A 22,216-nucleotide genomic window follows, 5' to 3' on the forward strand; every position below is an offset into this window, starting at 1 on the left:
GTGCGCGTAGCCTGGGCGTCCGAGAGGACGGTCGGGGGCCGGGCTTGTGCCAGACTGACCACGTGAAGATCATGAGCGTCGTCGGAGCCCGCCCGCAGTTCGTCAAGCTCGGCCCCATCGTCAGGGCCTGTGAGCAGCACGCGGAGCTCGAACACATCATCGTGCACACCGGTCAGCACTACGACCCGCTGCTCTCGGATGTCTTCTTCCGCGACCTCGGCATCCCCGCCCCGAACGCACACCTCGGCGTCGGCTCCGGCTCGCACGGCCGACAGACGGGCGCCATGCTCGCGGCCATGGACGGCGTCCTGGAGGAGTACCAGCCCGACTGGGTCCTCGCCTACGGCGACACCAACTCGACGGCGGCCGCCGCGCTAGCCGCGGTCAAGCAGCACATCAAGCTCGCCCACCTCGAGGCGGGCCTGCGCTCCTTCAACCGCCGCATGCCCGAGGAGCACAACCGGATCGTCACCGACCACGTCGCCGACCTGCTCCTGGCGCCGACCCAGGTCGCCGTCGACCACCTCGCCGCGGAGGGCCTCGCCGAGCGGACGCTGCTGGTCGGCGACGTGATGACCGACGTCTGCCTTGCCACCCGCGACGCGGTGCGCGACGACGCCGTCACCCTCCCCGCGGGGGTCGATCCGGAGGCCCCGTTCGTGCTCGCCACGATTCACCGCGCCGACAACACCGACGATCCGTCCCGGTTGCGCGAGATCCTCGATGCGCTGAAGGGCGCACCCGTCCCCGTGGTGCTGCTTGCGCATCCGCGCCTCGCGGCCCTCGCGAAGAAGCACGGCGTGTCGCTGACCGCCGGGTCGCTCGTCGCGTCGGAGCCCCTCGCCTACCCTCAGATGGTGCGCGCCGTCATGGCCGCCGCCGGCGTCGTCACCGACTCCGGGGGCCTGCAGAAGGAGGCGTTCCTGCTGGAGACGCCGACCACGACGATCCGCACCGAGACCGAATGGGTCGAGACCCTCGAGGACGGCTGGAACATCCTCGACCCCGGCCTCACCCAGCTCGCCGAGGTGATGGTGCGGCCCCGCCCCGAAGGGGCCCAGGCGCAGCCCTACGGTGACGGGCACGCCGCCGAGCACGCCGTCCAGGCCCTGGTCGACCGGGCCTGAGGGCAACAGCTCAGACGAGGCTCAGAGACCGCCGCGCAGCCGGTCGATCTCGCGTCGGATCGCCTCGACCTCTTCCGAGTGGAACGCGACACCGAGCCGCTGCGACAGCGCTCGCAGCAGGTCGACGGAGTGTGTCTCCGTCATGGTCGGGAGCACGTTGAAGAGCGTGCGTGACCGGCTCGTTCCGAGGAGCCTTCCCGAGTGCTGCAGGAAGTGCGGATACAGCCGGTGCGTGCGGACGATGCCGCGGATCCCGGTGAGTGCCACCGGACGGCGCAGCGGGCGATGCAGGTGGGTGTCGGACAGCCACACCACCGACTGGCTGCCCACGGCCCAGGCGAGCTGGCCGCAGCACAGCGAGACGAAGGCGAAGAAGATGGCCGGCCAGAACGGGTGCTCGAACCGGTGGGGCTGCAGCAGCGCGATGCCGAAGGTCGCGAAGGCCACGGCGGCGAGGACGAACGCCACGACGGCGACCACCACTGCACTGACCGAAACGAACACCCGGCGCGACATGGTCCAAGTGTGCAGCAGTCGATGCCGCGAAACCGCCCGACGCGGCGACCTGAGACCACAGGTTCTTCCTCGACGCCGCCGGGCGGACGGGTCACGCCAGACGAGCCTCGAGCAGAGGAACGTCGAGGGCCTCCGCCAGCAGCGCGAGCCTCAGCTCCGAGCGCCACGCCGTCGTCATGGGCAGCACGTCGAAACCCAATGCTGACGAACCGACCCCGACCAGCAGGCCTGAGAAGCTCAGCCCCGGCCGAAGGGTCGGCGGATCCGTTGCACCGCCTCCATCTGCTCGCGAGGCACCGGGCGTCGCATGGGACGGCGAAGCTCGGTCGCCGTCACCGTCACGACGCTCTGGCTCCCGACCACCCAGAAGGCGGATCCACACAACGCAGCGATGACCACGAACTGGACGAGGGTGCCGAGGACGCCCGGCACGTCCTCCTGTGTGAGCGCCACGACCGTCACCCCGAGCGCGAGCAGAGTCATGACGAGCATCAGCGCCGCAACGCCGACGGCGGCCCATGAGACGAATCGCTGCTGCACCATTGCCCAAGTGTGCAGCACATGACACCTGTCACACCAAGGCCGTGACAGCGCCCCCTGCCGCGAAACCGCATCCCGGGCGAGGGTTGGTACATGAACACGCCAGGCATCCAGCTCACCAACCTCACCAAGCGCTACGGCTCACTGACGGCCGTCGACGATCTCGATCTCGAGGTCCCCGCGGGCCAGATCCTGGCCCTGCTCGGCCCCAACGGCGCCGGGAAGTCGACCACCACCGAAATGGTGCTCGGCATCACGAAGCCCGACGCCGGCACCGTCCGCGTGTTCGGCAACGACCCGACCACGGCCATCCGCCGCGGTGACTCGGGAGCGATGCTGCAGAACGGCGCGCTGCTCTGGGACACCAGCGTCGGCCGCCTGATCAAGGCCATGCACGCCGTCCATCTCCGGCCGCTCCCGCTCGGCGAGGTGATCGACCGGGCCGACATCGGCGCCATCCTGAAGACCAACACCAACAGGCTCTCCGGCGGCCAGGCACAGCGCGTCCGTTTCGCGCTGGCCATCATGGGCGATCCCCGGCTGCTCGTGCTCGACGAGCCAACCGTCGGCCTCGACGTCGACGCTCGTCGCCACTTCTGGTCGAACATGGGCGACCTGGCGGCAACCGGGCGAACCGTCGTGTTCGCCACCCACTACCTGGACGAGGCAGACGAGTTCGCCGACCGGATCGTCGTGGTCGACAACGGTCGCCTCGTGGCCGACGGCTCCGGCGCCGAGATCAAGCGGATCGTCGGCAACAAGCTGGTCAGCTTCACCGGGCCGGTACGCGACTGGACGGCCCTTCCCGGCGTCGTCTCGGCCGAGACCCTCGACGGGAAGACCCAGCTGACCTGCTCCGACTCCGACGCGACACTGCGCGCCCTGCTCACCGACCCCAGTCTCGATGTGTCCGACATCGAGGTCTCCTCCCCCAGCCTCGAGGACGCGTTCCTCACGATCACGAAGGCGGCCTGACATGACCACCGCGACCTTGACCACCACGACGACCCGAGAGGCGACCACCCAGCGCGGCGCCCTCACCCGGCTCTGGAACTACTTCACCTTCAGCCTCGGCTCGATGGTGCGGGACTGGAGCTTCCTCGCCTTCATCATCGCCATGCCCGTGACGATGTACCTGTTCTTCGCGGGCATCTACGGCGGAGACATGACCGATCACGGCCCGGAGATCGCCGCAGGGATGATGATCTCGATGGCGACCTACGGCGGCCTCGGCGCTGCGATGAACGCAGGCGCCACCATCCAGGCGGAGCGCTCCTCCGGCTGGTTCCGCAACCTGATGCTCACCCCACTCACGCCGGGCGAGTTCATCGCCGCGAAGGTCCTGACTGCCGTGTGTGCCATGGTGCCTGCGCTCGGCGCCGTCTTCGTCGCGGGAATCGTCCGCGGGGTCCGGATGGACGTCGCCACCTGGTTCGCCGTCCTCGGTCTGCTGCTGGTCGCCCTCCTGCCGATGGTGCTGCTCGGGCTCGTGATCGGGCTCTGGTTCAAGCAGCAGACCGCGAGCGCCGTCACGACGCTGACCATGCTCGCGCTGTCGATGATCGGCGGCCTGTTCGTCCCGCTCGACCTGATGCCCCAGTTCATGCAGACCCTCGGCAAGGCCGTCCCCTCCTACTGGGCGGGTCAGATCGGGCTGTGGCCGCTCGCCGGAGGCGACTTCCCCTGGGAGGGCGCAATGGTGATCGGAATCTGGGCGGTGGTGCTGCTGATCATCGGCGCACTCGGCTACCGTCGAGCCATCCGCACGTCGCGTCGCTGACGCCGTCGGGAGAGGGGAGGACATGGACACACGGGCCCCGGCCTACAACGCCGACGTCGCCGAGTGCGGCTTCTGGCGGCGCGGCTTCGCCCAGGGGGCCGGCTACGCCCTTCCCGGGTTGAGCTTCCTGATCATCCCCATGCTCTTCGCGTGGGGCTCCCCGCTTCCCCAGCTCCTGCTGCTCGGCGGGCTGCTGCTGACGCTCGGCGTGCTGGCGGTCGGCTGGGCCTGGGCCACCCACTGGCCGGAATGGGCCCGGTGGCTCTGGGTCCTCGCGCTCACGGTGGTCATCTCGGCGGTGGCGTTCGTGACCGACAGCCCCGGCATCCTCGGCTACTACTCGGTCTACGTGACGATGGCCGCTGCCACCCTGCTCCCGTGGCTGATGGCCAGGATCGTGATCATCGCGGTCGCGGTCGCCGCGGCCGGCGTCTCGCTGATGGACGCACAGCCGCTCGCGGTCATGATGGCGATCCTCGCGCTCGCCATGGGACTGATGGTGGGGCTTGTGCTCGAGTCCGAGCACAAGGACCGGCAGCTGCGCCAGGCCGAGCAGCGCACCGCGGTGTTCGCCGTCGCCGCCGAGCGGGAACGGATCGGGCGCGACCTGCACGACATCCTCGGTCACTCCCTCACCACGATCGCCGTCAAGGCCGATCTCGCCACAAGGCTCGTCGGGCGCGACGACGACGCCGCCCTCGCCGAGGTGCAGGCGCTCGCCTCCATCGCCAGGCAGGCGCTGAGCGACGTCCGTTCCACCGCTTCCGGCATGCGCGAGGTGCGCCTCGCCAACGAGATCGCCTCGGCCCGGTCCGTGCTGCTTGCGGCGGGCGTCGAGGCCGTCGTGCCGAGCGCTCTTCCTCCGCTCACCGACGAGCGGGCCGAACTGTTCGGCTACGTCGTGCGGGAGGCGGTCACCAATGTCGTGCGGCACGCGGGAGCCACCACCTGCACCATCGAATGCGACGAGTCGTCGGTGACTGTGCGCGACGATGGTGAGGGGATCACCCGGGGCGGCGGCGGAAGCGGCCTCAAGGGGCTTGGGCAGCGCGTCGAGGAGGCGGGCGGATCCCTCGCGGTCGACTCGTCCGCGGCAGGCACCACCGTCACGGCACGCATGGAGGACGCATGACCGGCATCGTCATCGCCGATGACCAGACCCTGATCCGCAGCGCCCTCGCGACCATGCTCGACCTCGAGGCCGACCTGAGCGTCCTCGGCCAGGCAGGCGACTGCGCTGGCACCGTCGCCGCGGTCGAGGAGCACCGGCCCGACGTCCTGCTGCTCGACGTCCAGATGCCAGACGGCGGGCTCGGCGTCGACGACGGGCTCGACGCACTCCCCCAGATCCTGCGCGCCTCACCCGCGACGAGGGTGATCGTGCTGACCACCTTCGGTCGGCCCGGCTACCTGCGCCGCGCCCTCGAGTCGGGAGCCGTCGGGTTCCTGGTGAAGGACACCCCGGTCGACCGGCTGATCGAGGCGATCCGCCGGGTCGCGCAGGGGCTCCGCGTCGTCGACCCGGAACTGGCGGCCGCCTCGCTCTCGATCGGCGCCTCCCCGCTCAGCGCGAAGGAGGCCCTCGTCCTCGCCGCCTCGGCAGGCGGGGCAAGCACAGAGGAGATCGCGGCGACGGTGTTCCTGTCCGAGGGCACGGTCCGCAACTACCTCAGCTCCGCGATCGGCAAGCTCGGCGCCCGCAACCGCGCCGAAGCCCTGCGCACCGCCACCGAGAACGGTTGGGTCTAGCCCTGGCCTGCGGGTTGCTGCTCGGGGGTCGTGGCCTCAGCCGCCTCCGCAGGAGTCCCGTTGGCGACGGCGTGGGCGACCCAGCCCGACTCAGCGGGCAACTCCCTGAGGCTCCTCGTCGACGCGGCGAGCCCGGCCGCCGCCAGGCAGATGGCCGCGGTCGCCACGAGCGTCCAGGTGCGGCCGACCAGCCCGAGGCCGAGCCCGGCGACGAGCGGGGCGAGCGGCATCGCGCCCGAGGCGAAGACGGTGACTGCCCCCGTCGCGCGTCCGATCAGGTTGGGCGGCGTGGCGACCATGAAGTAGCCGAGGAGGCCCGCGTTCAGCGCCGGGCCGCCGACGATCGACAGCGCCATCACGACGGTGATCCCGAGCGGATGCGTGACGAGGGGCAGCGCGAGGGCCGCCGCGCACATCACAAGGAGCCCGAGGATGGTCAGCACCCCTGCCCGCACCCGTGAGACCAGCAGCGGCGCGAACGCAGCCCCGACGAGCATGCCGATCCCGAGTCCGCCCGAGACGAGGCCGATCACGGCGGGCGAGGCACCGTCCTGCTGCATCGAGTAGACGACGGTGCTGATCGCGGCGTTGAAGCCGAGGTTGACGAGGGTGCTGACCAGCAGGGCGCCACGCAGGTCGGCCCGGGCAAAGACCCAGCGGAACCCGGTCGCCAGCTCGCCGAGGAAGCGGCGCTCCCCCAGTTCCTCGACGTGGGGTCGCGCCCATCTGGGCAGGAGGGCAGCCGTCGCGAGGGCCACCGTCTGGCAGACGAGCATGGCGAGGCCGACGACGGGGGCGCCGACGCCGAGCAGCAGCCCGCCTAGCGGGGCTCCGGCCAGGCCGAGCAGCGCGTCGCGGCCCTGGTTGGACGCCTGGGCGCGGCCGAGCGCGTCGGAGGCGACCAGGTCCTTCAGCGCCGCCTGGGTCGCGGTCCCGAACAGACCGTTGCGTAGCGCCATGGCGATGTTGAGCACGAGCAGCACCGCGAACCCGAGGCTCGTCATGGCGGCCCAGGTGAACAGCGCGGCGAGGACGAGTCCCACGGCGGCGCCGAGCACCACCAGCCGGACGCGGCTGTGCCGGTCTGCGAGCACGCCGCCGACGAGCGAAGCGAGCACCCGGGCGGCGATCCCCGTCGCGCCGATCACGCCGGCGAGGATCGGGTCGTCGGTGACCATCAGGGCGAGCAGCGGGATCGCGAAGCCGGCCAGGGCGCCGGAGAGTTCGAAGGCTGTGTCGCTGACCAGCCAGGTGGAGTAGCCGGCGGTCCAGAGCCGCGACTTTCGCGTGATGTGCATGGAAGAACCATAGATCCGCAACATCTTTTGCGCACCTATTCTTGCGCAATGATTTTCGCGGGATGGTCTAGGCTTCGAGCATGGCTGATCTGGAGTCCCGCCTGCGCGCCCCGTCCATGTCGACGGAGGTGCTGAAGGCGCTGGCCAACCCCCTGCGGAGGCAGGTGTGGAACGAGGTGATCAAGCTGCGCTACGCCCGGGCCGCCGATCTGGCCGGGCGTCTCGATCAGCCCGCCAACTCGCTCAGCTTCCACCTGCGCGTCCTCGCCGAGGCCGGGCTCATCGAGGAGGCCCCCGAGAAGGCCCGCGACAAGCGCGACCGCGTCTGGAAGCCGACCCATGGTGCCCGCTCGCTCGGCTCCCCCGAGGATCCTGTGGCCGACGAGGCGCTCGGCAACGCCGTCATGGCCGGATACGTCGCCGAACACCAGCAACTGCTCGCACGGGTCACCGGCTGGGCGAGCAAGTACGTCACCGGCGAGGACCCCGTCGAGAAGGGCACCCACACCACCTACTCACTCCGGTTGAAGCGGGAGCGCTTCGTGGAGCTGATCGAGGAACTCGACGCCGTGATCAACCGTTACGAGCGCGACGATGACGACGACTCGCTGGTGTGGACGCTGACGATGCTCGCGGCGAGCGAGGAGATCTGAGCGCTCGGCTCGGTGTGCGAAAGGTCACACCTGACAACGCACGACGCGGCGCCACCCAGAGGTGACGCCGTGTCCACGGGGTCGGGTCAGCCGAGGCCGATGACGAGGATCTCGACGCCGGGGAAGCCGGCGGGGTCGAGGCTGCGGCGACCGTCGACGATGGTCGTCACGCCCGGAAGGTCCTTCGCCGCGAGGGTGCGGTACTCGGCATGGTCGGTCTGCAGGATGGCGAGGTCGGCCTCGTCGCCCAGGTGGTACGGGGACCAGCCGAACCTCGCGATCTCCTCGTCGGTGTACATCGGGTCGTGAACGGCGATGTCGGCTCCGCGCTCGCGCAGCTCGGCGACGACCGGGAAGACGCCGGAGAACGCCGTCTCCTTCACGCCTCCGCGGTAGGAGGCGCCGAGCACGGCCACCCGCTTGCCCGTCAGGTCGCCGACGGCGTCCGCGGCGAGCTGGACTGCGAACGCGGGCATCCCTGCGTTGGCCTTGCGGGCGGTCTCGACGACTGTGGCCTCAGGGTCGGTCCACAGGTAGAGCCGCGGGTAGATCGGGATGCAGTGGCCACCGACGGCGATGCCGGGGCGGTGAATGTGGCTGTACGGCTGCGAGTTGGAGGCCTCGATCACCTGGTAGACGTCGATCCCGGACTTGCCCGCGAACTTGGCGAACTCGTTGGCGAGTCCGATGTTGACGTCTCGGTAGGTCGTCTCGGCGAGCTTCGCCATCTCGGACGCCTCAGCCGAGCCGAGGTTCCAGACGCCGTTGGCGCGCTCCAGGTCGGGCCGCTCGTCGAAGGTGAGCACGGCCTCGTAGAAGGCCTTCGCCCGCTCGGCTCCGGCCTCGGACAGGCCGCCGATGAGCTTGGGGTACTTGCGCAGGTCCGCGAAGACGCGTCCGGTGAGCACGCGCTCGGGCGAGAAGACCAGGTGGAAGTCGGTCCCCTCGGTGAGGCCCGACAGCTCCTCGAGCATGGGCTTCCACCGGTTGCGCGTGGTGCCGACGGGAAGGGTCGTCTCGTAGCTGACCAGGGTTCCGGGCTTCAGGCCCTTCGCGATGTTGCGGGTCGCCTCGTCCATCCAGCCAAAGTCGGGGACGCCCTCCTCGTTGACGAACAGCGGGACGACCACCACGACGGCGTCCGACTCGGCGACGGCGGCCGCGGTGTCGGTGGTCGCGCGGAGGCGACCGGCGGGTACCAGCTCGGAGAGCTTCTCCTGCAGGTGGGCCTCACCCGGGAAGGGTTCGGTGCCCTGGTTGACCAGGTCGACGACCGACTGATTGACGTCGGCCCCGATGACCTCATGCCCGGCGTCGGCGAACTGCACGGCCAGCGGCAGCCCGATCTTGCCCAGCGCAACGACGGCGATCTTCACGTGTTTCCTCCTCGCGGCACCCTGTGCACCGAGCGCAACCTTACCTCCGGGGGGCGGCACTGATCACATCAGTGGTGCGGCCCGTTCACGTCGGCTGCCTCGGGCCGTCGCCCACACCCGGTCGGCTGAACGGGCGTCATCCGCACACCGCGCCACTCGCCGCGAGATGCGAGACGGCCCGCCCTCCGGAGAGGACGGGCCGCAGCGTGAGGCTCAGCGGGTGCCGGTGAGGTCGACGAAGTGGCCGGTCTCGGCCGACTCGATCATGGCCTCGCAGACCTCGACGACCCGTGCGCCCTGCTCCATGGTGACGATGTCCGCGTCCTTGCCGAGCACCGCGTCGCGGAAGTTCTCGTGCTCGGTGCGCAGCGGCTCGGGCTTGGCGATGTTGAACCGCGTCACGTCGCCCTCGGTGACGCCGCCGAACTGGGCGATGTCCTCCCAGCTGGTCTCGTGCACCATGCCGTTGGCGTAGTACGTGAGGTCGGCGGTGAGGGTGTCCGCGATGAACATGCCCTTCTCGCCCGTGATGATCGTCAGACGCTCCTTGGTGGGAGTCAGCCAGTTGACGAGGTGGGAGCTCATCAGCCCACCCTCGAGTTGGCAGGTCGACGCGACCATGTCCTCGTAGTCACGACCTGCTTTGGAGACGGTGCGGGCGGCGACGAGCTCGTAGTTGCGCTGCGTCACCCAGCTCGTCAGGTCGATGTCGTGGGAGGCGAGATCCTTGATCACGCCGACGTCGGCGATGCGGGCCGGGAAGGGACCCTGGCGGCGCGTGGAGATCTGGTAGAGGTCTCCGAGGTCGCCGTTCTCGAGGCGCACCCGAGCGCTCTGCAGCGCCGGGTTGTAGCGCTCGATGTGGCCGGTGGCCCCGATCAGGCCGGCCGAGGCGAAGGCCTCGGCCAGGCGACGCGCGGCGCCGGTGTCGGCGGCGAGCGGCTTCTCGATCAGGGCGTGGATGCCCGCCACGGCGAGCGCGAGGCCGATCTGCTCGTGGAACTTCGTCGGCGTCGCGACGACGACATAGTCGGGCTTCTGCGCGATGAGGGCCTCGATGTCGGGGAGCACGTCGAGGCTGCCAGCCACACCGAACGAGTCGCCTGCCGGGTCGGCGACGGCGATCAGGTCGACGCCGTCGATGGCGCGGAGGTTACGGGCGTGGTGGCGCCCCATGGAGCCGAGGCCGATCAGGCCTGCGCGAAGGTTGGCCACGGTCACGCACCGGCCTTGACGAGGGCGTTGACCGCCTCGACGACGCGCTCGAGGTCACCCTGGGACAGCGACGGGTGCACCGGCAGCGACAGCGCCTCCTGGGCGGCCTGCTCGGTGTTGGGGAGGTGGATGTCGCGCGCGAACGGCTTGAGGCGGTGGTTCGGCACGGGGTAGAACATGCCGGAGCCGACGTTGTACTCGTCCTTCAGCGCCTTCGACAGGCCGTCGCGGTCGCCCTCGACGCGGATCGTGTACTGGTGGTAGACGTGCACGGCACCGTCTGCGACCGACGGGACGACGACGCCCTCGAGGTTCGACGACAGGAAGGCGGCATTGTCCTGGCGCTGCTTCGTCCAGGCGCCGACCTTCGTCAACTGGACGCGGCCGATGGCGGCGTGGATGTCGGTCATCCGGTTGTTCAGCCCGACGACCTCGTTGTGGTACTGCTGCAGCATGCCCTGGTTGCGGTAGAGGCGCAGGTTGCGCTCGACCTCGTCGTTGGCCGCGGAGACCATGCCACCCTCACCCGAGGTCATGTTCTTGGTCGGGTAGAGCGAGAACATCGCGAAAGTGCCGAACGCGCCGACCGGGGTGCCGTTCAGCGAGGCGCCATGCGCCTGCGCGGCGTCCTCGAACAGCATCAGGCCGTGCTTGTCGGCGATGGCCTGGAGCTCGGCCATCTTCGCGGGGTGACCGTAGAGGTGCACCGGCATGATCGCCTTGGTCTTGTCGGTGATCGACGCTTCGACCGAAGCGGGGTCGAGGGTGAAGTCGTCGAGCGCGATGTCGGCGAAGACCGGGGTGGCGCCGGTAAGCGCGACCGAGTTCGCCGTCGCGGCGAAGGTGAACGAGGGAACGATGACCTCGTCACCGGGGCCGATCCCGGAGCTGAGCAGGCCGAGGTGCAGGCCGGAGGTGCCGGAGTTGACCGCGACGCACGCGCGGCCGAGGCCGAAGTGCTCGGAGAACTCCTCCTCGAATGCCTTGACCTCTGGGCCCTGGGCGATCATGCCGGAGCGCAGGACGCGGTCGACCGCTTCGCGCTCCTCGTCACCGATGATCGGCTTTGCCGGGGGGATGAAGTCGTTCACTTAGGAAACCTCCACGAGGATGTCGTCTTGTTCTTGGTACTTCTGGCCGGATTCGGGGCACACCCAGGCGCCCTCACCTTCGCCGGGTTCGAGCGGGACGCCGACGCGTCCGACCCAGCGGATGCGCTTGGCGGGAACGCCCGCCACCAGCGCGAAATCGGGAACGTCCTTTGTCACGACGGCGCCGGCCGCGACCATGGCCCAGCGGCCGATGGTGACGGGGGCGACGCACACCGCGCGGGCGCCGATCGAGGAGCCGGTGCGGCAGGTGACGCCGACCGCCTCCCAGTCGTCGCCACGCTTGAGGTTGCCTTCCGGGTCGACGGAACGCGGGAAGTGGTCATTGGTGAACACGACGGCGGGTCCGACGAAGACGCCGTCCTCCAGCACCGCGGGTTCGTAGACGAGGGCGTAGTTCTGCAGCTTGCAGTTGTCGCCCATCGTGACGCCGGTGCCGACATAGGCTCCGCGGCCGACGATGCAGTTCTCACCGAGGACCGCCTGCTCGCGGACCTGAGCCAGGTGCCATACGGAGGATCCTTCACCGATCACTGCGTCGGGCGAAACGTCTGCGCTTTCCTGAATGCGGACCATCCAACAGTTCCCTTCGATCGCTGAGAGCGAGCATACCGTTTGGACATGCGAACGGCGCGCCCACCCTTTGACACGCCCTTTCGCGCCGGGCCAGATGCCTCCGCAGAGGCAAGGGGCCTGCGGCCGATCGCATGGAGGTGTCCTGACCGAGGTCCAGATTGGCCCGCATGACAGCGCTCCAGCCCTACGTCACCCTCCCGGGCAATACGCGCGAAGCTCTGCCCACCTACCAGTCGATCTTCGGTGGCGACCTCGCCCTCTTCACGCTCGCCCAGTTCAACCGCACAGACGGCCCCGCAGAGGCCATCGCACACGGTGACCTCTCCGGTGCCGTGTCCCCCGCCGGCTCCGATGCCGTCGGCGACCAGCCGAGCGTCCGGGTCGAGGGCCTGATGCTCGCCCTGCTGGGCACCGCCCAGCCGGAGACCCTCCACACGTGGTTCGAGCGGCTCGCGGACGGCGGCCGGGTAGTCGATCCACTCGGCCCCAAGCCGTGGGGCGCCTCTGACGGCCAGGCGGTGGACCGGTTCGGCCTGCACTGGCTGATCGGTTGCGAGGCCTCCTGGCCCAGGCATACCGAGGCGCTAGGCGAGCTCGACGATCCGCCTCGCGGCCTCGTCATAGGGGCTGGGGCGGTAGCGCAGCCGCTCCCCCGCCACCCGGGCACCCGTGATCAGGTGCCATCGGAACTGGTCGTCGCCGATGAAACGGCGTAGCGCCGCGGTGGTCGCGTCCGCGTCCTCCACGATGACGCCCGCTTCCTCGTCCTCCAGCAGCCGCCGCACCCTCGGCAAGGCAGTGGCGATCGTCGGCAGACCCATCGCCAGGTACTCGTAGACCTTCGACGGCATGGCCTCACGGAAGGCGGCCGTGTCTGCGAGCAGGCACATGCCAACCGAAGCGTGGGAGGCCAACCGCCAGGCGTCACGGGGCGGCTGACGGTCGTGGAAGGTGATCAGCCGGGCGTCTGGTTCACGAAGGCGCGCATCGAACCAGTCCCGGTCGCCTGTGGCAACCGGGCCCACCAGATCGAGATGCCATGGCACCTCGTCGTCGGCGGTCGCGGCGACCGCCTCGATCATGACGCGAAGCCCGCGGCTCGTGCGGTTGTCGCCGATGTACAGCGCCCTCGGTGCCTCCGTGCCCGGCGCCTCGGCTGGCATCGGCGGCAGCACGGTGACGTCTGGCTCGTTGCGCATGACGAACCGGTTCTTCGCGTCGCGCGGCGGGACGTGTTCGTCTGCGACGAGCACGAGGTCGGCCCGCGCGATCACGCGGTTCAGGAAGGAGACGAAGGACCGCACGAAGGCGAGCATCGCCGGGCGGACCCAGCTGCGGTCGCGCACGAGCTCGCGGTAGTCCTCGTGGACGTCGGCCACCCAGCGTCCGCCCCGCAGGCGCGTCGCGAGGCGCGCGGCGGGCGCGGTGTCCGGGTCGATGGTGAGCAGGATGTCTGCGCGCCCCTTCCAGGGCCAGGTGAGCGAGCGGAGGTAGCGCTTGAACCTTCCCGTGCGCGGGGAGGTCGTGACCTTCGCGTCGACGGGTCCCTTCGCGGGATCGCCGAGCCCGTGTACCCAGACCTCGGCCCCGGCGCGCCGCAGCGCGGCGACTGTCCGGTGGAGCCGGGCGTCTGCGACATCGTGGCCGGTGGTGACGATCCCGACCACGATCCCGCGGCTCAGACGTCCTCCATCACGATGGACTCGTCGCCGACCTTGAGGAACTCAAGGTAGGCGTCGCAGACCAGCTTGGGGTCGCCTCGCTTGATCAGGCGTCCCTTGTGCAGCCAGATCACCTCGTCGGAGAGGTTCTGGATGGTCCCGAGCGCGTGGGAGACCAGCAGCATCGTGCCCGCGTGATCCATGAGCTCGGCCATCTTGGCGTTGGCCCGGTCCTTGAACTTCGCGTCGCCCGCCGAGAGCGCCTCGTCGATGATCAGGATGTCCGGGTTCATGTGCACCGCCACCGCGAAGGCGAGGCGGGAGAACATGCCGGAGGAGTAGGTGCGCATCGGCATGTCGATGAAGTCGCCGAGATCGGAGAAGTCGGCGATCTCGTCGAACTTCTCGTTGACCTCCGCGCGGGTCAGGCCTGCGGCGAGGCCGCCGAGCATGACGTTCTCGCGGCCGGTGAGGGCCGAGTTGAAGCCGACGCCCAGCGCGAGCAGCGTCGAGACCTTCCCGTCGATCGTGATGCTGCCGGAGGTGGGAGGCAGGATGCCCGCGACGGCGCGCATCAGCGTCGACTTGCCCGCGCCGTTTGCCCCGATGATGCCGGTGCACTGCCCCTTGGGCACGTCGAAGGAGACGCCGCGGATGGCGCGCACCTCGCGGTAATTCTGCTTCTCGCGGCGAAGCCCCTTGACCAGGGCGTTCTTCAGCGAGGCCTTGCGCTCGAGGTTGACCTTGTAGGTGATGTGCAGGTCGTAGATGGAGATCGCGGGGTCGAGTAGCCGCTTGTCCGCCGAGACCGACTCGTCGGCCTCGGGCTCGGCGGCGCCGGGGTCGCGCTCCAGGAACTGGGATTCAGAGGCGGACAGCGAAATCACGCTCCCTCGAGACGAAGTACAAAGTGCCTCCAATGCTCAGCACCAGCGCCCACGCGACCGCCACGAGCAGGTAGGTCATGTTCGGCCACTGGCCGTGCAGTGCATCTCCCCACACCCCCAGCATTCCGAACACCGGGTTCAGCAGGATCCACTCACCGGTGAATTTACCGATCGCGCTGGAGTTCAGGAAGTACTCGCCCGTGTACAGCACCGGGGAGGAATAGAGCCAGATCCGGATCACATAGGGCAGGAACTGGGCGGTGTCGCGGAAGTAGACCTGCCACGTCGCGACGAAGCAGCCGATCCCCATCCCGATCAGCAGAGCGAGGAGCACCACCAGCGGCATCCACAGCATCTGCAACGACCAGACGCTTCCGGGCCAGATCAGATGGATGAAGAAGTAGACGATCATCGTGGGGATGAACCGGCGGAACGCGAGATACGTGTGCGACAGGATCAGCAGCATCCGCGGGAAGTTCATGTTGAGGATCAGGCTGCCCGCCGTGGTCACCGAGGTGGCGCAGGCCTGGATGATCCCGGAGACGAGGAAGAACAGGAACAGTCCACTTGCGATCTGGGGGAAGTCCACGTCTGCAGGGTGCTTGCCCGACAACACGACGACCAGCAGGAAGTAGACACCCGCCAGCAGCAGCGGGTTGAGCACCAGCCAGGCCTGTCCGAGCACCGTGTTGGTGTTGCCCGCGCGCATGTTGGTCTCGCTGAGTTCCTTCGCGAAGTCGCGGCGCCGCCACAACTCGCCGAAGTACTCCCGCAGATTCGGCAGCCCCGCCTTGTGCGGGGTGTAGACCCGCACCGAGGACTTCACAGCATCCTTGGCCACTTAACCTTCTCCCCGAGCGTCCGTCCGGGCGCTCAGCCCAACGTAGACCGCCCGCAGCCGGGCGGCGTCGGCAGGCCAACTCAGCGCTGCCCGTGCCGCATCGAGATTACACTTCAGCTCCGGGAAACCCTCAACGGCACGGCGCACCGCGGCCACCAGGGACTGCGGATCGCCCGGCGTGTAGAGCGTCCCCAGCCCGTACTCGCGCACCGTCTTGCCGAGTTCCCCGACGTCGGTCGCGACCACGGGAAGGCCGAGGCTCACCGCGTGGAACAGCTTGTTCGGCAGCGCGAGCCGGTGGTTGACCCAGCGGTCGGAGTGGGTGACCAGACACAGCCCAGCCTCGACCATGAGCGCCGACGCCTCATCAAGCGGAAGGGCCCCGAGCACCTCCGCCCTTCCCGGGTCGAAGGACGACAACCAGGTCTGATCGGCGGGACCGCAGAGCGTGATCGGCAGGTCGATCTGGCGGCTCGCGGCGGCGATCGTCTCCAGTTCACGGTACGCGGCGAGCCGACCGGCGTAGACCAGTCCGCGGGGCCGCTCCGGCAGTGCCGGCCGCTCCTCGACGAGGGGGAAGGTGTTGCGCACCACGTGGACGTGGTTCCAGCCGTGCACGTCGCGCAGCGCGTCCGCGACCCCCTGACCGACCGTGAGCACCGCGGCGGCCCGCCCACCGAGCTCCGCCTCTTCGCGCTTCTCGCGGCGGTCGGCGAGCGGAGTCGGACGGTGTTCGCGCGGCAGCCCCGTCCACAGCTCGTGCGAGTCGTAGATCAGGGGAACGTCGCGGCTGCGGGCGAGTTCCTCGCCCGCAGCGAGGGCGGTGAAGTCGTGCGCGTGCACCACGTCGAACTCCCGCCCCTCTGCATCCTCGACCGCCCCGGCGGCCCAACGGCCGAACGCGGAACGCCGATGTTGCGGGAGCAGCGCCCAACGGGCGAGCCGGACGGGTGCGGGCAGCTTCCTGCCCGCGAGCGACGGCCTGCCCTCGGACCGGAACACCGATGACGTGCCGACGCTGGAGACGGTGACGCCTGCCGGAGGCTCGAAGTCCTCGGGCACCGAGCGTCCGATGATGTGGACGGTGTGCCCGTAGTCGACGAGGGTGGTCGCCTCCCGCAGCACCCTCGTGTCGGTGGCGACCGAGGTGGCCACCAGCATCAGCACCTTCATCGACGCGCGAGGCCCATGAAGTCGGAGAGCACCTCGGCCGCGTGATGTCCGTCGTGCCAGCGACGGGCGTAGCTGCGGCCTGCGCGGGAGAGTTCGGCGCAGCGGATCGGGTCGGCCACCAGCCCCAGGATGACCTGACGAAGCGACTGTGCGTCGGCCTCGACGATCGGCACCTCGCCGTCGATGCGCTGGCGAACCCGATCGGCGACGTGCCCGATCACCACCCGGCCCGCGGACATGCCCTCGACGGCGGTGAGGCCGTAGTCGCCGATCCGGATCTGGTCGATCACGATGTCTGCACTCAGCATGTCCCGAAGCATCTCATCCCGCGACAGTTCGAAGCCGGCGAGGTAGGTGATGAGTCCCTCATCTGCGAGCTGTCTGCAGACGGCGTCGATGTCCTCGGAGCCCTTCATCGAGCGCCGGGAGGGGACGTGGAACACCACGGGTGGGCCCTCATGCTGCAGCGGAACCGTCTCGCTCGCCCAGAGGTTGGTGTCGATCACGACCGGAAGCCAGGTGGCGTGGGGCAGGTAGTCGAGCAGGTCGTTGGTGGTCACGAAGACCGGGCCGTCGAAGTCGAGCACGTGGGGGGTGAGCTCATCGACCTGCTTCTGCAGCACGGCCGTCAGTTCTTCGTGCGGGTCGGCGAAGGGTGAGTCCTTCTCAAGGGAGGCATGCACCTTCGGGTTGCGGATGTCGGAGCCGTGGAAGACGAGGCCGAGCCTGATCCCCGTCTCGGTGAAGAAGTCGAGTTCCTCGTGGAAGTAGGCGCCGTACTTGGCGCCGACCACGCTGCGCCCGGACTCGGTCAGCACGTGGGTGACCCGGTTGCGCAGCTTCGCGGCCAGCTTCTTCTGCCAGGCGGGTGAGACCCATTCCTGGTAGAGGACCGTCTCGTCGACGGGGAAGGTGAGGTTCTGCTCGCGGTGGCGCCAGACCGACTCGACGATCACCTCGGGATGCTCGCGCATCAGCGCATCGGCCCATAGCAGCGGAAGACCGCCGGTGTTTGCGCAGCCGATCCGCAGCCATGGCCGCTCACCGAAGAGCTCGGCGTCGGCCAGCGGGACGCGCTGGCGCATCATGTCGGCCCGGATGGCCCCGAGGTTCTCCGTCAGGGGGCTCGGCCGCAGCCCCTCGAGCAGCGCCGGTTCGACGATCGAGTTGGCCACCCGCACCACGACCGGCTCGTAGTGCTCGAAGGTGTGTTCCTCGACCACCCCGGGGGTCAGGTTTGCCCGGTAGTGGTCGAGGTTGCCGAGGAGCTTCTTCGTGGCGGCGACCACCGAGGCAGGGTTGGAGTGTTCGAACACCTCCCCGATGCCGTAGCGGTTGATCCGCTCGCTGAGCCATTCCATGTCGGAGGTCAGGATGGGCAGCCCAGCCTGGACGGCCTCGAAGTACTTGTTCGGGGCGGCCCAGTTGTGGTTGCCGACCGGCAGGAACGGGATGATCGCGGCGGTCGCGGACGAGAGGTACTCGGCGACCTCGTGGGTCGGCGCGAACGGGACGAAGTGGACGCGCGCGGTGACGTTCTTCTGCTTCGCGAGCTGCTCCAGCTCGTCGGTGTAGGAGCTACCGCGTCGCGCTCCGATGGCAAGGTGCACCCCGGGCAGTTGGGGCAGCGCCGCGATCACGTCGTGCACGCCGCGGTGGTAGCTGAGCCCGCCCGCGTAGACGAGCAGCGGGGCGTCATCGGGCAGTTCGACGAAGTCACGGATGGTGATCGGCCTTCCGACCTCCGGCAGCGTCGCGATCGGGGCGTTTGGCACCAGTTCCGGCACCACGGGAAGGTCGTACTGGCGGGCAAGGAAGTCGGCGATGGGTTCGCAGACGGTGAAGGTCGCATCGACCTTCGGCATGTACTCGGTCTCGAGCGCCGGGAAGCCTCGGGTGATGTTCGGGTCGTCGCTGGCCAGTCCGTAGACGTACTCGCGCGCGTCGTAGAGCAGGCCCATCCTGCGGCCCTTCGCGGCCTGCGCCTCGGCGACCTCGACTCCGAGCGGAAGCAGGTGGACGTCGGTGACGATCAGGTCGGGGTCGAGCCCGATGATGACGTCGCGCATGGCGTCGACCATCACGGGCACGTGCGGAAGAGCCTTGCGCCAGTCGAACGGGGCGTTGGGATCCTCAGCGGGTGCCTCGACCTGGCGCCCGCCGCGGCGGATCCGCTCGACCCCCTTGCCGATCAGGCCCTTCGCGGGCCGCACTACCCGCTTGTCCGCCTGCTTCACGACGGCGCCGGCCGTCTCCTCAACCCGCGCGATGGCCTTGGCGACCTTCTGCGGTGGGCGGCGTCGCAGCGTCAGGTGGAAGGCCTTGCGGACGAGTCGGTACAGGATCGACGGTGGCTTCGGCCCGGTCGGCGCGGGACGGCCCCCGACCGGCTTGGCCTGGGTGAGTCGGTAGGGCATGCCTGCGATGACACCCTCGTTGGGGATGCCGGTGCCGAAGCCGACCATGGTGACGCGGTATCCGGCCGCGACGAGGGCGAGCCCGTTGCGCTGGGCGCGGGCGTCGATCTCGATGTTGTTCGGTAGCGCTATCACCGCATGCGGTTGCCGCATGATCTGTCCTCCTCGGTCGGCACCATCAAGGCCTGATGCAGTCTAGTCAGTCGTCGATCACGTCCCCCAGCCTCGCGACGGGGCTTCGCGTCCAGCGCCGCACCCCAAGGCCTCTATCGGGGTGAGACCCCCTAAAGTGGGGCCCGTGGCTAAAGTTCTGACCTCCCTCCCCGTCGGCGAGCGCGTCGGCATCGCCTTCTCCGGTGGCCTCGACACCTCGGTTGCGGTCGCCTGGATGCGTGAAGCGGGCGCGGTGCCCTGCACCTACACGGCCGACATCGGCCAGTACGACGAGCCGGACATCGCGTCGGTTCCCGGCCGCGCACTGCAGTACGGCGCCGAGCTGAGCCGGCTCGTCGACTGCCGCGCCCAACTCGTCGAGGAGGGCCTCTCGGCCCTCGCCTGTGGCGCGTTCCACATTCGCTCCGCAGGCAAGGCGTACTTCAACACCACGCCGATCGGGCGCGCCGTCACCGGCACCATGCTGGTGCGCGCCATGGCGGAGGACGAGGTCTACATCTGGGGCGACGGGTCAACCTACAAGGGCAACGACATCGAGCGGTTCTACCGCTACGGCCTGATGGCCAACCCGCAGCTGCGCATCTACAAGCCCTGGCTCGACGAGAAGTTCGTCCGCGAGCTCGGCGGTCGCGACGAGATGAGCCAGTGGCTCACCGAGCGTGAGCTGCCCTACCGCGACTCAAAGGAGAAGGCGTACTCCACCGACGCCAACATCTGGGGCGCCACCCACGAGGCGAAGACCCTTGAGGACCTGAACGTCTCGCTCGAGACAGTCGAGCCGATCATGGGCGTGAAGTACTGGGACCCGAGCGTTGCGATCGACACCGAGGACGTCTCGATCCGGTTCGAGCTCGGCCGCCCCGTCGCGATCAACGGCGTCCGCTTCGATGACGCCGTCGCGCTCGTCATGGAGTCCAACGCCATCGGCGGGCGCCACGGCCTCGGCATGAGCGACCAGATCGAGAACCGCATCATCGAGGCGAAGTCCCGGGGCATCTACGAGGCCCCGGGCATGGCCCTGCTGTGGATCGCCTACGAGCGGCTTCTCTCGGCCATCCACAACGAGGACACCCTCGCCAACTACCGCAACGAGGGCCTGCGCCTCGGCCGCCTGCTCTACGAGGGCCGCTGGCTCGACCCGCAGTCGCTCATGCTGCGCGAATCCATCCAGCGCTGGGTCGCCTCCGCCGTCACCGGCGAGGTCGACATCCGCCTGCGCCGCGGGGACGACTACACCATCCTCGACACCCGCGGCCCGCACCTCAGCTACCAGCCCCACAAGCTCTCGATGGAGCGCGTCGAGGACGCCGCCTTCGGCCCGACCGACCGCATCGGCCAGCTCACCATGCGCAACCTCGACATCGCCGACTCGCGCGAGAAGCTCGAGCTCTACGCCTCGCAGGGCTCGCTGCTCGCGGGCCACCAGGACCTCATCGGCCGGCTCGAGTCGGGCGGCGCGGCAGCGATCGCCGAGCTCGGCGCTGTCGGCCCGTCCGATGTGGACTCGGCGGTGGAGCGCTCGGCCATGGAGACGGGCACGGACTGACCGGTCAGGCCGGTGCTACCGTGGGCCCGTGAACCCCACTGAGCAGGATCTACGCAGCCAGGTTCAGGCCAATGAACGAATCCGTAAAGCCGCGATTTCCGAGTTGGAACAGACCCGCGACGAGTATTCTGCACTCCTGACCGAACTGACGGTCGCCCGCAACGATGCCCGTGAGATGGCGAAGCGCCTCGCCGAACGTGAAGCGGAGCTGATCCAGCTCCACGCCGATCATGAGGCAGCCCTCACGGGGCTGCGGGAGGAACTCGCGGCGGCTAACGCCGCGGTCAGAGAGCTCAATGCGCCGCCGGCGCCCCAGGCACCGCCACGCAGCGCTCGACGCGCGTCCACCGTTGCGAAGCGGGCGCTCCGGCGGCTCGGTCTGGCGCCAAGGCGAACCCGGCCCAATGCCTGAAGGGCTACAGGGGCTGCTGTCGGGCCGTGACTTCGCACTGGTGACAGCGAACTACCCGACGAAGCTCCGCCCGGGAGGTGAGTTCGTCCGGTCCCGTGTCCGCGCGTACGAAGACGCCGGGCTCAGCGGCATCGTCCTCGTGCCATGCGGCTCGGGCGGGGCGTCGTATCTCGATCGAGGTACGCCTGTGGTCGAGGTTCATCACGATGAGATGCAGCAGGTGCTCGGGGATCTGCGTCGGCTTTCGATCCCGGTTCTCGTTCACTCCCCGACCCCGCAACTGTCGGCCGCGCTGGCAGCCGAGGCAGGCAGGCAACCGATCGCCGTCTGGTATCACGGCTACGAGGTCCGCGATTACCGTCGTCTGTCGACGAACTACTCCCGGGCCGATCTGGTGGCCCATGGCAGGAGTCTCGACGGCTTGAATGCGCGCAGGTTCGAGACCGCCCGGCCGATGTTCGAGTCACCGGACATAGCAGTGGTCTTCGTCTCGCAGTTCCAGAAGACGATGAGCGAGTTCGATGTCGGAGCCGAGGCGACAAACTCGCACATCATCCCCAACCACATCGACAACACGATCTTCGCCCCACGGGTGCGCACCGCGGATGACGCCCGGGACATTCTCCTTCTGCGCAGCTTCTCTCAACGCAACTACGGCAACGACATCGCTGTTGAGGCACTGCGCCAGCTTGGCCGTGAACCCTGGTTCAGGGAACTGAGGGTGACGATCCGCGGCTTTGGACGGCTGTTCGACTCCGTGGTGGCTCCCCTGCGGGAGCTGCCCAACGTCGTACTTCAGAACCGTTACTCGACGATTCCGGAGATGATGGCACTCCACCACGACAACGGCGTGATGCTCTGCCCCACCCGGTACGACACTCAGGGGGTCGTGCTCGGTGAGGCCATGGCCAGCGGCATGGTCACCATCACCAACCCCGTCGCCGCGATCCCGGAGTACACCGACGAGACCTGCAGTCTCCTGCCTCGCCCGGACGACCCACGTGCCTTCGCCAATGCGATCCGACACCTCTTCCACAATCCGGATCTGATGCCCTCCTACTCACGCAACGCCGCAGAACGGGTCGCCGAGCAGTGCGGTCTGGCCGCAACCATCGGCCGTGAACTCGACCTCATCGGGAGCCTCTCATGACGGCAAGACTGCACAC

At 68.9% G+C, this 22,216-nt stretch carries 21 protein-coding genes; 9 read left to right on the forward strand and 12 right to left on the reverse strand.

Going from position 1 to position 22,216, the window contains the following annotated elements:
• Positions 1-62 precede the first annotated feature (62 nt).
• Entirely contained in the window at positions 63-1,127 is a 1,065-nt protein-coding gene (gene wecB / locus BW733_RS06080) for a non-hydrolyzing UDP-N-acetylglucosamine 2-epimerase (protein WP_077348854.1), read from the forward strand.
• A 21-nt stretch (positions 1,128-1,148) separates the two neighbouring features.
• On the opposite strand, the gene BW733_RS06085 is transcribed toward wecB, so the two are convergent.
• Both BW733_RS06085 and BW733_RS06090 read right to left on the reverse strand, forming a co-directional pair.
• A complete protein-coding gene (locus BW733_RS06085) occupies positions 1,149-1,643 on the reverse strand; it encodes a hypothetical protein (RefSeq protein ID WP_077348856.1) in 495 nt (164 codons plus the stop codon).
• A 237-nt stretch (positions 1,644-1,880) separates the two neighbouring features.
• Positions 1,881-2,186: a hypothetical protein gene (locus BW733_RS06090; protein ID WP_077348858.1), complete on the reverse strand. Its 306-nt coding sequence runs from the start codon at positions 2,184-2,186 to the stop codon at positions 1,881-1,883.
• Positions 2,187-2,276: 90 nt separating this feature from the next.
• Here BW733_RS06090 and BW733_RS06095 point away from each other — a divergent pair, with 90 nt between their 5' ends.
• Genes BW733_RS06095 through BW733_RS06110 form a run of 4 tightly spaced genes read left to right on the forward strand, consistent with a single transcriptional unit; the run spans position 2,277 to position 5,712 of the window.
• Positions 2,277-3,158: an ABC transporter ATP-binding protein gene (locus BW733_RS06095; RefSeq protein WP_077348860.1), complete on the forward strand. Its 882-nt coding sequence runs from the start codon at positions 2,277-2,279 to the stop codon at positions 3,156-3,158.
• A gap of 1 nt (position 3,159) precedes the next feature.
• Complete coding sequence (locus BW733_RS06100; protein WP_161490150.1) at positions 3,160-3,963, forward strand: ABC transporter permease; 804 nt, start codon at positions 3,160-3,162, stop codon at positions 3,961-3,963.
• Positions 3,964-3,985: 22 nt separating this feature from the next.
• On the forward strand, positions 3,986-5,095 hold the full coding sequence (locus BW733_RS06105; protein ID WP_077348864.1) for a sensor histidine kinase: 1,110 nt from the start codon (positions 3,986-3,988) through the stop codon (positions 5,093-5,095).
• Complete coding sequence (locus tag BW733_RS06110) at positions 5,092-5,712, forward strand: response regulator transcription factor (protein ID WP_077348866.1); 621 nt, start codon at positions 5,092-5,094, stop codon at positions 5,710-5,712. The genes BW733_RS06105 and BW733_RS06110 overlap by 4 nt, the downstream gene beginning before the upstream one ends.
• Here the strand turns inward: BW733_RS06110 and BW733_RS06115 are convergent.
• Positions 5,709-7,010, reverse strand: coding sequence for an MFS transporter (locus tag BW733_RS06115; protein WP_152024589.1), 1,302 nt, complete (start codon positions 7,008-7,010; stop codon positions 5,709-5,711). The two genes, BW733_RS06110 and BW733_RS06115, sit on opposite strands and share 4 nt — an antisense overlap.
• A gap of 80 nt (positions 7,011-7,090) precedes the next feature.
• On the opposite strand from BW733_RS06115, the gene BW733_RS06120 reads away from it, so the two are divergent.
• Positions 7,091-7,663 (forward strand): winged helix-turn-helix domain-containing protein, encoded by a 573-nt coding sequence (locus BW733_RS06120; protein ID WP_077348868.1) that lies wholly within the window; start codon positions 7,091-7,093, stop codon positions 7,661-7,663.
• Positions 7,664-7,749: 86 nt separating this feature from the next.
• Here the strand turns inward: BW733_RS06120 and BW733_RS06125 are convergent, their stop codons facing one another.
• The 9 genes from BW733_RS06125 to BW733_RS06170 all read right to left on the reverse strand — a co-directional run bounded on the left by BW733_RS06125 (position 7,750) and on the right by BW733_RS06170 (position 19,071).
• A complete protein-coding gene (locus BW733_RS06125; protein WP_077348870.1) occupies positions 7,750-9,039 on the reverse strand; it encodes a nucleotide sugar dehydrogenase in 1,290 nt (429 codons plus the stop codon).
• 213 nt (positions 9,040-9,252) lie between these two features.
• Positions 9,253-10,254, reverse strand: coding sequence for a Gfo/Idh/MocA family protein (locus BW733_RS06130; protein WP_077352775.1), 1,002 nt, complete (start codon positions 10,252-10,254; stop codon positions 9,253-9,255).
• Positions 10,255-10,256: 2 nt separating this feature from the next.
• Entirely contained in the window at positions 10,257-11,345 is a 1,089-nt protein-coding gene (locus tag BW733_RS06135; protein WP_077348872.1) for a DegT/DnrJ/EryC1/StrS family aminotransferase, read from the reverse strand.
• On the reverse strand, positions 11,346-11,939 hold the full coding sequence (locus BW733_RS06140; RefSeq protein ID WP_077348874.1) for an acyltransferase: 594 nt from the start codon (positions 11,937-11,939) through the stop codon (positions 11,346-11,348).
• 584 nt (positions 11,940-12,523) lie between these two features.
• Positions 12,524-13,606, reverse strand: a complete 1,083-nt coding sequence (locus BW733_RS06150; protein ID WP_077348876.1) for a glycosyltransferase — start codon at positions 13,604-13,606, stop codon at positions 12,524-12,526.
• 11 nt (positions 13,607-13,617) lie between these two features.
• Entirely contained in the window at positions 13,618-14,487 is an 870-nt protein-coding gene (locus BW733_RS06155) for an ABC transporter ATP-binding protein (RefSeq protein WP_237268323.1), read from the reverse strand.
• A complete protein-coding gene (locus BW733_RS06160) occupies positions 14,465-15,328 on the reverse strand; it encodes an ABC transporter permease (RefSeq protein ID WP_077348877.1) in 864 nt (287 codons plus the stop codon). Before BW733_RS06160 ends, BW733_RS06155 begins: the two co-directional genes overlap by 23 nt.
• A complete protein-coding gene (locus tag BW733_RS06165) occupies positions 15,329-16,489 on the reverse strand; it encodes a glycosyltransferase family 4 protein (RefSeq protein ID WP_202970296.1) in 1,161 nt (386 codons plus the stop codon). It abuts the gene before it with no gap.
• Positions 16,490-16,497: 8 nt separating this feature from the next.
• On the reverse strand, positions 16,498-19,071 hold the full coding sequence (locus tag BW733_RS06170) for a glycosyltransferase family 4 protein (RefSeq protein WP_077348880.1): 2,574 nt from the start codon (positions 19,069-19,071) through the stop codon (positions 16,498-16,500).
• A 136-nt stretch (positions 19,072-19,207) separates the two neighbouring features.
• Between BW733_RS06170 and argG the strand changes: the two genes are divergently transcribed.
• From argG to BW733_RS06185, 3 genes are all read left to right on the forward strand, one after another.
• On the forward strand, positions 19,208-20,638 hold the full coding sequence (gene argG, locus BW733_RS06175; RefSeq protein WP_179947141.1) for an argininosuccinate synthase: 1,431 nt from the start codon (positions 19,208-19,210) through the stop codon (positions 20,636-20,638).
• Between the two features lie 28 nt (positions 20,639-20,666).
• Entirely contained in the window at positions 20,667-21,050 is a 384-nt protein-coding gene (locus BW733_RS18220) for a hypothetical protein (protein WP_161490151.1), read from the forward strand.
• A 187-nt stretch (positions 21,051-21,237) separates the two neighbouring features.
• Positions 21,238-22,200: a glycosyltransferase family 4 protein gene (locus BW733_RS06185; RefSeq protein ID WP_161490152.1), complete on the forward strand. Its 963-nt coding sequence runs from the start codon at positions 21,238-21,240 to the stop codon at positions 22,198-22,200.
• The last annotated feature ends 16 nt before the right edge of the window (positions 22,201-22,216 follow it).

Source organism: Tessaracoccus flavescens (genome assembly GCF_001998865.1).
Taxonomy (GTDB): Bacteria; Actinomycetota; Actinomycetes; order Propionibacteriales; family Propionibacteriaceae; genus Arachnia; species Arachnia flavescens.